Raw genomic sequence first — 14,327 nt, 5'->3', positions numbered from 1 at the left:
TTCAGTTCCTCCCTTATAAATATGAATGGGTCGCGACAATCAAACATTCACTCTCGCCGTCGTAGTCATTGACGAGCTGATGCGAATCAGAGGCGACATAATATAAAGTTTCTCCGGCTTTAGCGAAGTACGCGTGATGGCCGAGCTTCAGGGCTACCCGCCCTGACAGGACGTAGACGAACGTCTCGGAACGGGAAGGTTCATAACGCTTAAATTCCCCATGTTTGAAGAATGTCAGCAAAATCGGTTCCATCTCTTTTTCGTTCGATTCCGGGATGAGCCATTCAGTCCGATATTTCCGCTCCTCGTCGACGTAGACGGTCCGATCGTCCTCGGTATAGATCACTTTTTGAAACATCTCTTCATCGAAGAACTCTTTCGGCGAGCAACCGAGCACTTCCAACAAGTCGAATAATGTCTCAAGCGAAGGTGAACTCAAATCACGCTCGATTTGAGAGATATAGCCTTTACTCAAATCCGTGCGCTCGGCCAACTCTTCTTGCGTCAACCCTTTCTTGACGCGGAGCCGCTTGATTTTTTGACCGACGTCCAAGTCTTAATCCCTCCTTCCTTCTATAAATCAGGTTTAGTGAAAGATGATTTCAACTAAAGAAAGTTTATAAATACTTAACTATAAAGCGAACTAATAGCGACCTTTATTATAACGGATTGTGTGCAGTTTGCAAGCAAAAAAACACGCCGCATCGGCGTGTTTTTAATGGATGTCGCGCTTTGACATCAAGTGCTTGAACTTCTCGTTTTTCGTTTGGAACAAGTGGAGTTGCGGTCCGTACGCATCAATCTGTTGAATGACGTACTGGAATGATTTCGCTTCCCCCGGATACGGTTCACCAGCCCGGGCGAGCGTCGTCTCGAAATCCTCCCAGAGGACTTCAACCCACGTCAACGCCTCGAGATCGCTCAAGACATCATTCTTCTGTTTCAAGATGTGTGCCAAGCGCTCATATTGTTCGGTCCGGTTCATGCCTTCACCTCCGACAGCTCCGAGAGCGGGATCGCATGCTCGGTCGTCTCCCCTTCGAACGTCCCCCAACCCATGACACCATTCACAAACTTCAATCGGAACGGCCGGTCATTATAGTTGACGATATACGTCGCCCCGGGCTTGAACGATTTCGGGTCGACCAAGTAGCTCTCAGCAATCGCGATCCGTCGCAAGACTACCTCGATCTCACTGACCATGCCCATCTGTTCGGCTTTGCGCTTCCGTTCATGGAGCGCCCGAATCTCTTGTTCGAGTTCATATGTTGATAAATCACTCAATCGTTTTTCCATTTCGCTCACCTCTCTTGTAGCGTATCAGATTTTTCGTGGAAAAGAAAAAGGCGAAACTGAATTCGCCCTTTCAGTTCGCCTTGAAGTTATACAGTGGTTTGATAACTTGATCAATCGTGACGGCCGGTTCGATATAGCGAACAATCTCTTTCATCGACTTATAGACGAACGGTGATTCGTCAATCGTCGACGGCCGGACCGAGCTCGACCAAACCCCTTCCATTGATCGTTTGAACTCTTTGAAGTCAACCCGTTTCCGCGCTGCCGAGCGTGACATGACCCGTCCGGCGCCATGTGGTCCCGAGAAATTCCAGTCCGGGTTGCCCTTGCCGGTACAGATGAGCGAGCCGTCGCGCATGTTCATCGGGATGATGACCCGCTCGCCGTCACGCGCCGAAATGGCCCCTTTCCGAAGCATCATCGCGTCGTGGTCGATGTAGTTGTGGACCGTATCGAATTGATCGACGACGTTCCAGTTCATCGCTTCAATGATGACATCGGTCATGGCAAGACGGTTAGCGGCCGCATATTGCTGTGCGATACGCACGTCGTGCATGTAATCGGCCATCGCTTCCCCTTCGACGTAAGCGAGGTCCTGAAAACGTTTCTGTGCCTCGCCCTCTCTCTCGAGCATCTGTTCGACGGCCAGTCCTTGATAATGCTCGGCGATTTGCACCCCGAGGTGGCGTGAACCGGAGTGGATGACGAGAAACGTGCGTCCGGCTTCGTCCCGGTTCACTTCGATGAAATGATTGCCCGAACCGAGCGTGCCGACCGAGCGGAGGGCCCGGTCGAGCTTATACGGCGCCCGCACATCCTCGAGCGGGAGCTCAGACGCGTAAGAGTGTGCTGTATCCCGGATGTTCATCCCGCTCGGTACAAATTGGCGGATGACGTCGTCGAGCCGTTGAAAGTCGATGCGCTTTACCTTGATTTCCGTACAGAGCATGCCACACCCAAGGTCGACGCCGACGAGGTTCGGCACGACCTTGTCGTGAATCGTCATCGTCGTCCCGACGACCGATCCTTTGCCGGCATGCATGTCCGGCATGATTCGAATCGAGGCGCCTCGCGTGAACGGTTGATCGACAAGTGTTTGGATTTGGGCCCGCGTCGTATCGTCAATCCGTTCATTGAACACTTTGGCCCGGTTATGCTTTCCGATAATCTCCATAAGACCTCCTCAACTGATGGCTTGTTGTTTACTTTGCAACTCATGCATCCGGGCGTAGACCCCGCCATCAGCGATGAGTGATTGATGGTTGCCTCGCTCGATGATGTGACCGTGATCGAGGACGAGGATTTGGTCCGCTTCCCGTATCGTCGAGAGACGGTGCGCGATGACGAACGTCGTCCGCCCGTATGTGAGCGTCTTGAGCGCGTCTTGGATGAGCGCTTCTGTCTCCGAATCGACACTTGCCGTCGCCTCATCTAAGACAAGGATGGCTGGGTCGAAGACGAGGGCACGGGCGAAACTGATCAACTGGCGCTCTCCGCTTGAGAGCGAGGCGCCGCGTTCGATGACCGGCTCGTCTATTCCGTGTGGCAACTGTTTGACGAATCGATCGGCTCCGACCGCCGTCAACGCTTGCCAAATCCGCTCGTCCGAGATCGTCTCGTCACCGAGCGTCACGTTCGTTCGAATCGAGCCCGTGAACAAGAACGGGTCTTGGAGCACGATACCGAGATGGGCGCGGACGGCTTGCGTCGGCAGTTTCGTCACGTCCATGCCATCAATGTTGAGCGTTCCTTCTGACGGGTCATAAAAACGCATGAGCAGGTTCATGATCGAACTCTTGCCGCTCCCCGTATGACCGACGAGCGCCACCGTCTCACCCGGTTCCGCATGGATATCGATGTGTTGCAGCACCGGTTTCCCGGCCTCATAGCTGAACGACACGTCCTCGAAGGCGACCTCGCCTTTAAAGCGTGCAATCCGTTCCGTGGACACGTCTTCCCCTTTCTCGTCGAGCAACTGGAACATCCGGTCTGCCGAGACGAGCGCTTGTTGGAGCGGGGACAGTTGGTTCATGATTTGTGTGACCGGCTCAAAGATCCGTGACACATAATCGATATAGGCGTATAAAATCCCGAGCGTGAGCACGCTGCCCGTTCCAAGCGTCTGCGCACCGACGACCCAGATGAGTAAGGCGAGCGCCATGTTGCGGAAGAAGTTGACCAAGTTGTGCGACATGAGCGCATCCAGTTTGAGCAGTTTCCGTCTCGTTTGGAAGTTGTCGCTGTTTTTCTCGTTGAACTCGTCATAGACGAGATCTTCTTTGACGTACGACTGAATGATCGGCATCGTCTGGATGCTCTCATTCAATTGGGCGTTCATATCGGCGACGAGGGCACGGACACGGAAGTTGTTTCGGGTCGACAGGCGTTGGAACAGCTTAATCCAGACGATGACGACCGGGATGATGATGAGCGAGACGAGACCGAGGCGCACGTCCAAGAAGAACATGGCGATCAGGACACCAATCATCATGACGACGCTTTGGAAGACGCGTGCGAGCACGCCCAAATATAGGTCGCGAATCGTCTCAGTGTCATTCGTGACGCGGCTGACGATTTTCCCGATCGGTGTCTGGTCAAAGTAGCGGACCGGAATCGTCTGCAAATGTCGCATGACGTCGAGTCGCATCGTTTTGACAATCTTATGGGCCGATCGTTGGAGGAGCATCTGTTGCCCCCAGTTCAAACCTGCCGCGATAAGAAGTAAGACGACGTACAAGGCAGATAACATAAGCACGGCCCGAAGATCCGTCTCATAAAACTGGAAGACGTCGGTCGAGGAGAGCGGCACGATATTGTCGTACGTCGCTGATTCCTCGCTCCGTGTGATGGTGAGGACGCCGTCTTCGACTTCACGTACTCCACCACTCATGACAGCGTCTGGGACGAGATAGTAGCCGTCCGTCGTCTGAACGATTGAGACGGGACGGACGACGGTCTCCCCGTCGAGACGTGTCTCTTTTTCATAGGAGTTGCCGTCAAAATCGACACTCCCGCCTGACTCGACTTGAACCCAATCGCGCTCGATGGCGACGATATGGTCGTCAATGATAATTTTGGCGATATACGGTCCGGCTAGTTCGGCCCCGACCGCTAAAAATAGTAAGGTCAAACCGAGGAAAATCGAGCGTCTCACTTGTTTGGCATAGCCGACGAGTGAACGGATCGTTTTTTTCCTGCGGACTGGATCTAATTCGTATTGATCGATCATGAGAGATTCCCCCTTTCCCGGATTACTCCGACTCTCCTTGTCGAACGTATTGTTCGTAATACCAACCGCGTCGTTCCATCAGTTGGTCATGTGTCCCCCGTTCTGTGACGCGACCGTCTTGCAGCACAAGAATCTGGTCGGCATGGGCGACAGCGGACAGGCGATGTGCGACGATGAACGTCGTCTGTTCGGCCCGGCTCGTCCGGACTGAGTCGATAATGCGCGCTTCCGTCTTGGCATCGACCGCTGAAAGTGAATCGTCGAGCAAGAGGATCTCTGGATCTTTCAAGAGCGCGCGGGCGATGGACAGCCGTTGTTTCTGCCCGCCCGAGAGCATAACCCCTTGTTCCCCGACGACCGTGTCGAGACGGTTCTCCAAATGCTCGATATCGGTGTCGAACGCCGCGAGCCGAATCGCCGTCTCGAGGTCTTGTTCGGTCGCATCGTTTGAACCGAACAAGATGTTGTCGCGGACCGTCTTCGAAAACAGTAGATGTTCTTGCGAGACGTAACCGCTCCAACCGCGCACGATATCGAGTTTGATGTCGTGAATCGGGATTCCGTTGACGAGTAATGAGTCATCAATCGGATACTCGCGGAGCAATTGACGCAACAGCGTCGTCTTCCCGGCCCCGGTCGGTCCGACGATGCCGATCGTCTCACCGCGCGACACGTGCAAGACGATGTCTTCAAGCGAGGCTCGGGTCGATCCCGGATATTGGAATGACAGTGATTTAAACGTGATTTTCTCCGGGACGTCGACTTCGACCGTCCCCGTTGAGATGACGTCCGGTGTCTCGTTCATCGTCGCCTCGATGCGCTCAAGGCTCGCCGTTCCCCGTTGCACGACGTTGATTAGTTCGCCGAACGCGTACATCGGCCAAATGAGCATCCCGAGATAGATATTGAACGAGACGAGCTGCCCGAGCGTGATGTCATTCGTGAACACAAGATACGTGCCGAACGACAATCCGATCAAGTAACTGAGTCCGACGAGCAGTTTAATGACCGGTTCGAACAAGACGTCGATTTTCGCGACGTGCATGTTTTTCGCCATCACGTCGTCTGTGATCGTGTCGAACTTTTTCGTATCTGCGTCTTCTTGCACGAACGAGCGGACGACCCGAAGGCCTGAAATCGATTCGACGACTTGGTCGTTCATCACGCCGAACGCGTCCTGCGCCGCTGTGAAGCGAGCATGGATTTGGCGTCCGAGCTTATTCATCGACCAGGCGAGAAGCGGCATCGGCAAGAGTGCGGCGAGCGTCAACTTCCAATCGATGAACACGCCCATGATTGTGAGGGCGATGAGCGTCATATTGAACGAGTCGACGAGCGTCATGACGCCGAACCCGGCCGTCCGTTCCACCGCCTTCAAATCGTTCGTCGCGAGCGCCATCAAATCCCCGGTGCGGTGCTGTTGATAGAAGCGCGGTGTCTGCCGGAGCAGGTGGCCGAAGAAACGGGCCCGCAATTTTTTCTCGAGCAGGAACGCCGTCCCAAACAGACGGGCGATCCATACATACGAAAGGACGTATGATAAAACCATGATACTGAGCAATGATCCGACGATCATGACGAGACGTTCCGTCGTCAAGCTCCCTTCGCGGATGGCATCGATCGCCTGCCCGATAATCCATGGCGGCAGCATATCGACGACGCCGGTGATGATGAGCAGGATGATGGCGACGATATACGTCCGCTTCTGTCTTTTAATAAACCAATCTAGTTGTTTAATCAGTTTCATGACTGATTCCCCCTTCCGTCCTTTCCGCGCACGCAAAAAAAGCGCACGTCACCTGATTGTGCAACCAATCGGATGAAGTACGCTTCTGAGTCTTCAGTCTTTTGCATGGTCAGGGAAAGGACACTACCCCTATCCAGCTGCCAAATTACGCAGTCAAATACGAGTAGCCATATGATGTTGTGTGTGTGCGTTGTAGTGTTGAGATGTACTTCATCATGCTGGCTCCTCTCTGTTCATAGTTTGAAAATCTACTAAAACCTTAGCAGACTGTTCAGAAAATTGTCAATATTATTGTCGTAAATAATTTGTAACTTTTTTACAAGAAGAACGTGGCGAGCATCAAACCGACAAGACCTGTCGCCGTCACGTAATAAATCATCGGCATGAGCGTGTAACGAATGATCGTCCCTTCTTTTCCGAGAAGACCCGCGACCGAAGCGACCGCGACGACGTTCAAGACACAAATCATGTTACCGGCGTTCGCCCCTGCCATCTGCATGGATAACGCGAGCGTCTCGTTCAAGCCGACGGATTCAGCGACGTTCGTCGTCAAACTCGAGAACATCATGTTCGAGAATGTGGCCGACCCGGAAACGAAGGCGCCGAGCGCCCCAATCCACGGTGCGACGAGCGGCCAGACGCCGCCGAACGTATCGGCTGCAGCCGTGGCGAGTTCGACTGGCATCGAAGCCAGACCTGCTCCACCATTTTCTGAGTGAATGAAAATTCGAACCATCGGCACTGACGCAGCGAGCGTGATGGCCGTCCCGACCACACCGAGCGTCGTCGCTTTGAACACCGACGTCACTTGTGACCAGCTCATGTTGTGGAGGAAGAACGTCGCGATCATCGTCAAGATGAACATGAATCCTGGCGAATAGAACGGTTCCCACGACGTCGAGATTCCTTCGACCCCGATGATGTTTGGCAAGTCAATGCGGACGCTACGTGTCAATTCATTCAAGAATGGCACGGTCCGTGTCAACACGAGGAAAATCGTCAAAATCAAATATGGCGCCCACGCTTTCCACTGCGGAAGTTCACGTTTGCCTTTACCGACAGACGGCTTCTCAAGCGGCTGCTCGATCTCATCGGCATAACCGTCGAACGTCCACACCCGTTTAGGCATGAGGATCCCTTTGCGTGCCATTGTGACGAGGATGACGAGACCCGTCAACCCGCCGAGCATGCCCCCGAATTCAAATCCGAGGATGAGTGTCCAAATGTAGGCCGGGATACTGTAAACGAGTGCCGCGATAATGGCAATCGGGAACACTTCGAGCGCCGGCTTGATTGACTTCTCTTTACTGAAGAATCGGGTCAGCATCAAAATCAAGATAAACGGAATCAACAAACCGACGAACATATCAATCAACACCGTCTGTAAGACGACGCTTGTCAAAAATTCGATCGTTTCCGGTTGATTGACGTCAAGCGACAGCCCGTTCCCAATTCCGATTAAAGCTGGTGTGCCGACCGCACCGAACGTGACCGCCGAGACGTCGGCCGATAAAGCGATGACGACCGCTGCAATCGGCGGGAAGCCGAGGGCAATCAACAGGGGCGCCGCAACCGTAGCTGGTGTCCCGAAGCCCGAAGCACCTTCGATGAAGGAGACGAACAACCAGCCGACGATGAGCACTTGAATCCGGGGATCCGGTGTGATGTTGACGAATCCAGAGCGGATGGCGTTCATTCCGCCGCCCTCTTTCATCGTATTCATCATTCCGATCGCACCGTACACAATCCAGACCGTCGTGACGGCAATCACGAGTCCTTGTAGCGTCGCCGCCATAATTCGTGTCGCATCGAGCTGCCAGACGAAGAACGCAAGTCCTGCCGTCAATACGAGCGAGAGCGGCATCGCGACCGACGCCGGTAAACGCATAATGACCAATAATACGAGCACTGCCACAATCGGCATGAGTGCTGTAATCCATTCAAAAATCGTCAATGTAGACCCACCTTTTCAAAATTTTCCCCTACCGTAAATCATTTTTCCGTTATGACTCTTGTTCAGCGAGTCGATCTAAAGCCCGCTCAATCACCTCATATGGAAAACCTTTGCGCCGAAGCTGCATCTTCATCCGCTGTTTCCGCTCATATGGGGCATACCCACTGAACTTCCGATTCAGTTTTTCCGCCTGTGTCAAACAAGCCGAAAGTTCAACGTCCTCATCCTCGTTCTCCCAAAACGTGAGAATCGCCTCTGAAATGATATCAAACGTAAATCCTCTTTGCATTAGGGTTTGTTGAATTCTTTGTTGCACTTCTGTGGCAGAACGTCGATTTGTTTCCATTTGTTTCCTATTTACGAACTTTCCGGCCTTTTCAAGCTGGTCTTCGCGCGAAATTGCACCGATGACGTCTTCGATGATGTCAGGGGCAATTCGAAGCTGGGTAAGTTCTCGTTTGATTTTGACCGGTCCGCTCGGACTCGTATTGAACTTTGTCTGAGTGTAGGCTTTGGCAAATTCAGCATCGTTCAAGTAACGCTGTTCGATCAATCGTTCGATGACGCGCTTGATGGCCGCCTCATCTATCTCTTTCTTCAAAAGGTAGTCGCGTACCTCTGAAACGGCACGCATTCGGTACGACAAATAATTGACGGCCGCTTTATATGCTTTTTGTTCTTCTTCGGCTTGAAGGACATCACGTACGAAGTCGTCTTCGAGCTCCATCCCTTTCGTCAATCCATATTTGATGAAGACGTCGAGGTCGATGGCGAACGCAAATTCCTCACGCCCATCCTTCTCGACGTATACGTTGAGCCGGTCTTTATTTTTCTTCTGGGTCGTAAACTTGGCGATTTTCACGAAATCCCTCCATTTCCTGCTTCTAACATATCACGTTCCCCATTCGCGCAGGATTTTTGATAAGTTAGAAGAAAGGGTATTTACCTACGAACGGTCCGCTTTCTTATGAAACTCATACCCGTTTTGAAATCGCTTCAATATACTGGAGGGAGACTTATGAAAATAGCAATAACCGGCGGAACCGGACTAATCGGTCGCCCACTCGTCCGCGCGCTCGCCGAAGCCGGACATCAAGTCGTCGTATTGACACGCCGCCCGCGCCCGCGGCAAGGAGGGATCTCGTTCGTCGAATGGATGACACCAGGCAGTCATCCTGAGTCCGAGTTGCAAGACGTCGACGCCTTCATCCATTTGGCTGGTGCCTCCATCAACGATGGACGCTGGACACATAAACAGAAACAAGCCATTCTTCAAAGCCGAATCGACGGGACGAAAGAAGTCGTTCGGATCATTAAAAATATGAAACGCAAGCCGAGCGTCGTCATCAGCGGATCCGCCATCGGGATTTACGGGGAAGACCGTTCCATCACGTATTCCGAAGCGACCCCACTCCCGGACCGGACCAACTTCTTAGGAAACGTCTGTGTGTTGTGGGAGAAAGAGGCGGCCCCGATCAAAGACATGGGAATTCGCCTCGTCACGATGCGGACCGGTGTCGTCTTATCGAATGACGGCGGCGCCTTCCCGCTCATGAAACTGCCGTACACGCTCGGTGTCGGAGGACGGCTCGGCTCAGGACAGCAATGGGTACCGTGGATTCATTTGGACGACCTCGTTCGCCTGTTTGTCCATATCATCGAGACGACTTCCATCGAAGGCCCCGTCAACGGCACGGCACCGACGCCCGTCACGATGAATGAGTTTGGAAAAACGCTCGGACGCGTGATGCATCGCCCGCATTGGGCACCTGCCCCAGCACCGCTCCTCAAGCTCGCGCTCGGAGAGAAGAGTGTCATCGTCCTTGAAGGGGCGAAAGTCGTCCCGACGAAAGCACTCAATCACGGTTTCCGCTTCCGTTACGAAACGTTAGAACCCGCTTTGAAACAACTACTTCATTTGATTTGAAAGGAGCTAGCACGTGAGTAATTTGTTAATTCGTAACGCCCACATTTATCCAATCACTGCCCCACATTTTTACGGAGATTTGCGCGTCAAGGACGGCAAAATCATTGAAATGGCAGACTTGCTGGACCCGCTCGACGGAGAAACGGTCATCGAAGCCGAAGGCAACTTCTTGTTCCCAGGGTTTATCGATGCCCATACCCACCTCGGACTGTATGACGAAGGGACAGGTTCAGTCGGAAACGATGCAAACGAGACCGTCGAGGCGATGACGCCGCACGCTCGGGCCATCGACGGCGTCTATCCGCTCGATGAAGGGTTTCAAGAGGCGCTCATGGCCGGAGTCACTGCCGTTCAAGTCATGCCCGGCAGTATGAACGTCATCGGCGGGGTGACGAGTGTCATTAAAACGCACGGCCGCTTCATCGAGGACATGGTACTTCGGCGTTATGCCGGTCTCAAGCTCGCCCTCGGGGAGAACCCGAAGCGTGTCCACAGTATGGGGAGATCTGGTGAGTTGACCCGCATGGGGATCATGGGGTTGTTGCGTGAAGCGTTCCGGACCGTCGACTCGACGAAGACGATCGGCACGTTTGGCAGCCAGATGATTCAACTCGCCCTTGACCGCAAGATGCCAATCCGGGTCCACGCCCACCGCGCCGACGATATTTTATCGGTCGTCCGCTTCGCGCAAGAGTTCGACCTCGATTATCGGATCGAGCACTGTACGGAAGGACATCTCGTCGCTGAAAAGTTACGCGAACTCGGTGTCAAACATGTCACCGTCGGTCCGACGTTCACACGTAAATCGAAAATTGAGCTCCAGAACAAAACATGGGAGACGTACCGAATTTTACATGAACACGATATGATTGTCTCGATCACGACGGACCATCCTTATACGCCCGTTCAATATTTAAATCTTTGCGCCGGTCTTGCTGCCCGCGAAGGACTTCCGGTCGACGTCGCACTCCGCGCCATCACGATCCATCCGGCCGAATCGCTTGGAGTAGACGACCGCATCGGCTCGCTCGAAATCGGCAAAGATGCCGACCTTGTCCTTTGGAGTCACTTCCCGCTCGACTACATGTCAAAGCCGATTATGACCATCGTCGATGGCCACATCGTTTACTCGACGAACCGATCGAAAACACATCATGAGATGTGAGTGAGGCCAGTCATGAAAGCGTTCTTATTATTTTTTTGTGAAGTTGCATTTTATTTACTTGCTTTTTCAAAAAAACTATATAAAATAATCTTGTAACTTCATAAAAGGGAGCAGCCAAGGCAAGTTCGAACAACGAAGCCAGAAGTATGCTTTCGTTACAACTATTCTTCAGCGGTCTGAAATAGGAGGAGGAATGTAAAGGTGCTCAAATTTCGTGAGCTTACCGACTGCGCGGAGTTGTTCGAACTGATGCAACACCCAGATGTCTTTCCGTATGTCCGTCAAAAGACGGTCCACTTTGACGAGTTTTTATTTAGCACGAAGCAAATCATCGAGCTAGAAGAGCAAGGAAACATCATCTCACGTACCATCACGAACGAGTTTGGTACCCCGATTGGGACAATCAGCTTGTTCGACGTGGAATCGGGCTATGGATTCCTCGGGACGTGGCTTGGCAAACCGTATCACGGCAAAGGTTACAATCAAGTCGCGAAAGAAGCGTTCTTCTCTGAACTTTTCTTCGAGCTTGACATAGAAAGTGTATTTTTAAAAATCCGTCAATCGAATGAGCGTTCGATCGCGGCGGCTGAGAAACTACCGTACGCTTTCTGCGCTAACGAGATCCGGTCTGAACTATTGACTGAAATCAACCAAGGGGACGTCGAATATGTCTTGTATGAAGTGTCAAAATCGAGTTTCCAGCTTTACTTGCACTCACTCCATGCGCCTGAATTCGACCATACCTATGAAGCACAGCTCGAAGCGTAAGCCAATTCTGACAAAGAATTGGCTTTTTTGTGGCGTTTTTGTGTGGATTTCATGAGGACAACTTTACGGCAATGAATATTTCTGTTCTAATTCGGAGAGATAGGTATGATAGAGGTATGAGGGAATTATCACACAGCCTCGTTAACCGTTTTGTAAAGGAGAATGCCCAATGTCAGAACCAACGTTTCGCATCTTAGTGACCGATGATGAAGAACAAATGCGGGATTTACTCGTTTCAAATTTAGAGAAGGAAGGATATGAGACCGTCACAGCCACGAACGGCCTCGAGGCAATCGACTTATTGAAAGAACAGTCGTTCCACCTCGTCCTGCTCGACGTGATGATGCCTGAACTCGACGGCCTCACGGCATGCATGCGCATCCGCGAGTTCTCGAACGTCCCGATTATCATGCTCACGGCCCGGTCAGAAGAACTCGATCGCATCCATGGCTTGAAGATCGGCGCGGATGACTATATCACGAAGCCGTTCAGTCCGCGCGAGCTGCTTGCCCGCATCGAAGCAACGCTTCGTCGGACGCATAACTTCTCGAAAGAACAAGAAGCGACGTTCGATACCGGAGTCTTGTCCATCGATATCGATGGCCGTGCGGTCAGCGTGAAAGGCAAAACGGTCAACTTGACCCGCAAAGAGTTCGATTTGCTCTACTTGTTCATCACGAATGAAGAGAAAGTATTCTCACGTGAACAGTTGCTCGATCAAATTTGGGGCACCGAGTACCACGGTAACCTTCGGACGGTCGACACACATATCAAGACGCTTCGCCTCAAGCTCGGTGAAGCAGGTGGCTACATTCAAACCGTCTGGGGGATCGGCTACAAGTTCGAGGCGACCGTATGAAGCAATACACGATCCGGAAGCGGATTTGGATCACCATCTGGACCGCTAGCCTCTTCTCCGCGTTCGTGTTCATCATCATGACGTTTTACTTATACGACAAGTTCTATATTCAGACGCAGGAAGAACTGCTCATCAACCGCGGAGAGAAGCTCGTCACCATCTACAAGGCGGACGGCTTCTCTGACGCGTTTTCGGACAGTATGACGTACACGAACGAACTGACCGAGACGAAAGTGTTCCTCTCGTCGGTCAGGGAAGACAGTCTCGGCTCAGGCAAGACGTTTTTAAGGGAACAAGACCTCGCCAAACTGCAAGACGGCTACGCGATCTCCGTCACCCGTAAACACCCGACCGAGGATGTGGATATCCTGATGTCCGCCTTCCCGCTCATCCGGGACGGCGAGCTCGATAATGCGCTCATCCTATATATGGAGTTAAGTAAAATCAGTGAGCCGTTCCAACCGATTCGGCTCATGATCACGTTCTTGCTCATCTTGATGATCGTGAACTTGCTCATCTTCGGGACGCAAATTATCGATACGATCATTCAGCCACTCATACAAATGAAGCGAGCCTCGCAAGTATATGCCAAAGGCGACTTCTCGCACCGTATCCCGATTTATTACGATGACGAGATTGGCGAGCTCGCCGAGACGCTGAACCGGATGGCCGAGTCACTCGGTCTCGTCGAAGAGCAACGGAAAGAATTTTTGGCGAACGTCAGTCATGAATTGCGGACACCGTTGTCATATATTCGGGGCTATACGGAAATGCTCCAAGACCCGTCGCTCGACGAGAAAACGAAAAACCAATATTACGAGATCATCGAGAATGAGACGGAGCGCTTGCAACGGCTCGTCAACGATTTGCTCGACTTGGCCCAACTCGAACGCGACTCATATCCGATGACGAAAGAACCGGTCGTCTATTCGCAAGTGCTCGAAGATGTGCTGTACCGTTTCGAGCCGATTGCCGGGGCGAAAGGCGTCACGATCGAGATGGACCTCGATTTCGACTTGATCATTCTTGGGGACCACGACCGGCTCGAGCAAGTCGTTGGAAACTTGCTCGACAACGCCCTTCGCTACACCGAAGCCGGGAAAACGATCCATGTGAAGACATATGCGACCGCCGACAATGCCGTCACCGAGATTCGGGACGAAGGTCGGGGGATCCCGAAAGAGGATCTCGATCAATTGACGAAGCGATTTTACCGTGTCAATAAGTCACGCACACGCGAAGATGGCGGGACCGGGCTCGGCCTCGCCATCGCCAAACACATCATGGAACGCCACGGCGGCTCGATGCACTTCACTTCAGAAGTTGGCAACGGAACGACCGTCACGCTCACATTGCCGCTCTTGCCGGAAGAAGACATATAA

The 14,327-nt window shown here is 52.5% G+C and carries 13 protein-coding genes; 5 read left to right on the top strand and 8 right to left on the bottom strand.

The genetic code is table 11. The features are described from left to right. Positions 1-13 precede the first annotated feature (13 nt). The 8 genes from KNP06_RS11730 to recX form a co-directional block, all read right to left on the bottom strand. A complete protein-coding gene (locus KNP06_RS11730) occupies positions 14-553 on the bottom strand; it encodes a helix-turn-helix domain-containing protein (RefSeq protein WP_114166552.1) in 540 nt (179 codons plus the stop codon). A gap of 162 nt (positions 554-715) precedes the next feature. Further along, positions 716-985 carry a YfhJ family protein gene (locus KNP06_RS11725; protein ID WP_114166550.1) on the bottom strand — a complete coding sequence of 90 codons (270 nt, stop codon included), beginning with the start codon at positions 983-985 and terminating at the stop codon, positions 716-718. Beyond that, complete coding sequence (locus KNP06_RS11720) at positions 982-1,296, bottom strand: YfhH family protein (RefSeq protein WP_114166548.1); 315 nt, start codon at positions 1,294-1,296, stop codon at positions 982-984. The genes KNP06_RS11725 and KNP06_RS11720 overlap by 4 nt, the downstream gene beginning before the upstream one ends. A 70-nt stretch (positions 1,297-1,366) precedes the next feature. Beyond that, positions 1,367-2,470: an RtcB family protein gene (locus KNP06_RS11715; RefSeq protein WP_214789196.1), complete on the bottom strand. Its 1,104-nt coding sequence runs from the start codon at positions 2,468-2,470 to the stop codon at positions 1,367-1,369. 9 nt (positions 2,471-2,479) lie between these two features. Further along, entirely contained in the window at positions 2,480-4,525 is a 2,046-nt protein-coding gene (locus tag KNP06_RS11710; RefSeq protein WP_214789193.1) for an ABC transporter ATP-binding protein, read from the bottom strand. Between the two features lie 22 nt (positions 4,526-4,547). Continuing rightward, a complete protein-coding gene (locus tag KNP06_RS11705; RefSeq protein ID WP_214789190.1) occupies positions 4,548-6,272 on the bottom strand; it encodes an ABC transporter ATP-binding protein in 1,725 nt (574 codons plus the stop codon). A 316-nt stretch (positions 6,273-6,588) separates the two neighbouring features. Beyond that, positions 6,589-8,226, bottom strand: a complete 1,638-nt coding sequence (locus KNP06_RS11700) for an L-lactate permease (protein ID WP_114166540.1) — start codon at positions 8,224-8,226, stop codon at positions 6,589-6,591. 49 nt (positions 8,227-8,275) lie between these two features. After that, on the bottom strand, positions 8,276-9,088 hold the full coding sequence (gene recX / locus KNP06_RS11695; RefSeq protein WP_114166538.1) for a recombination regulator RecX: 813 nt from the start codon (positions 9,086-9,088) through the stop codon (positions 8,276-8,278). 156 nt (positions 9,089-9,244) lie between these two features. Here recX and KNP06_RS11690 point away from each other — a divergent pair, with 156 nt between their 5' ends. The 5 genes from KNP06_RS11690 (at position 9,245) to KNP06_RS11670 (ending at position 14,327) form a co-directional block, all read left to right on the top strand. Beyond that, entirely contained in the window at positions 9,245-10,153 is a 909-nt protein-coding gene (locus tag KNP06_RS11690; protein WP_214789187.1) for a TIGR01777 family oxidoreductase, read from the top strand. 13 nt (positions 10,154-10,166) lie between these two features. Beyond that, complete coding sequence (locus KNP06_RS11685; protein WP_214712381.1) at positions 10,167-11,318, top strand: amidohydrolase; 1,152 nt, start codon at positions 10,167-10,169, stop codon at positions 11,316-11,318. Positions 11,319-11,519: 201 nt separating this feature from the next. Further along, a complete protein-coding gene (locus tag KNP06_RS11680) occupies positions 11,520-12,086 on the top strand; it encodes a GNAT family N-acetyltransferase (protein WP_021067763.1) in 567 nt (188 codons plus the stop codon). A gap of 169 nt (positions 12,087-12,255) precedes the next feature. Continuing rightward, entirely contained in the window at positions 12,256-12,945 is a 690-nt protein-coding gene (locus KNP06_RS11675) for a response regulator transcription factor (protein WP_021067764.1), read from the top strand. Next, complete coding sequence (locus KNP06_RS11670) at positions 12,942-14,327, top strand: sensor histidine kinase (protein WP_214789184.1); 1,386 nt, start codon at positions 12,942-12,944, stop codon at positions 14,325-14,327. Before KNP06_RS11675 ends, KNP06_RS11670 begins: the two co-directional genes overlap by 4 nt.

The sequence above is a fragment of the Exiguobacterium sp. s21 genome (assembly GCF_018617975.1).
In the GTDB taxonomy this organism is placed as follows: domain Bacteria; phylum Bacillota; class Bacilli; order Exiguobacteriales; family Exiguobacteriaceae; genus Exiguobacterium; species Exiguobacterium mexicanum_A.
The sequence above is the reverse complement of the archived record's forward strand: the minus strand, read 5'-3'. Positions and strand labels throughout refer to the sequence as shown.

What these genes read in the sequence shown, in the direction of transcription:
- KNP06_RS11690 (WP_214789187.1), top strand. Translation starts at nt 9,245, where the DNA reads ATGAAAATAGCAATAACCGGCGGAACCGGACTAATCGGTCGCCCACTC.
- KNP06_RS11705 (WP_214789190.1), bottom strand. Translation starts at nt 6,272, where the DNA reads ATGAAACTGATTAAACAACTAGATTGGTTTATTAAAAGACAGAAGCGG.
- KNP06_RS11670 (WP_214789184.1), top strand. Translation starts at nt 12,942, where the DNA reads ATGAAGCAATACACGATCCGGAAGCGGATTTGGATCACCATCTGGACC.
- KNP06_RS11725 (WP_114166550.1), bottom strand. Translation starts at nt 985, where the DNA reads ATGAACCGGACCGAACAATATGAGCGCTTGGCACACATCTTGAAACAG.
- KNP06_RS11675 (WP_021067764.1), top strand. Translation starts at nt 12,256, where the DNA reads ATGTCAGAACCAACGTTTCGCATCTTAGTGACCGATGATGAAGAACAA.
- KNP06_RS11715 (WP_214789196.1), bottom strand. Translation starts at nt 2,470, where the DNA reads ATGGAGATTATCGGAAAGCATAACCGGGCCAAAGTGTTCAATGAACGG.
- KNP06_RS11710 (WP_214789193.1), bottom strand. Translation starts at nt 4,525, where the DNA reads ATGATCGATCAATACGAATTAGATCCAGTCCGCAGGAAAAAAACGATC.
- KNP06_RS11720 (WP_114166548.1), bottom strand. Translation starts at nt 1,296, where the DNA reads ATGGAAAAACGATTGAGTGATTTATCAACATATGAACTCGAACAAGAG.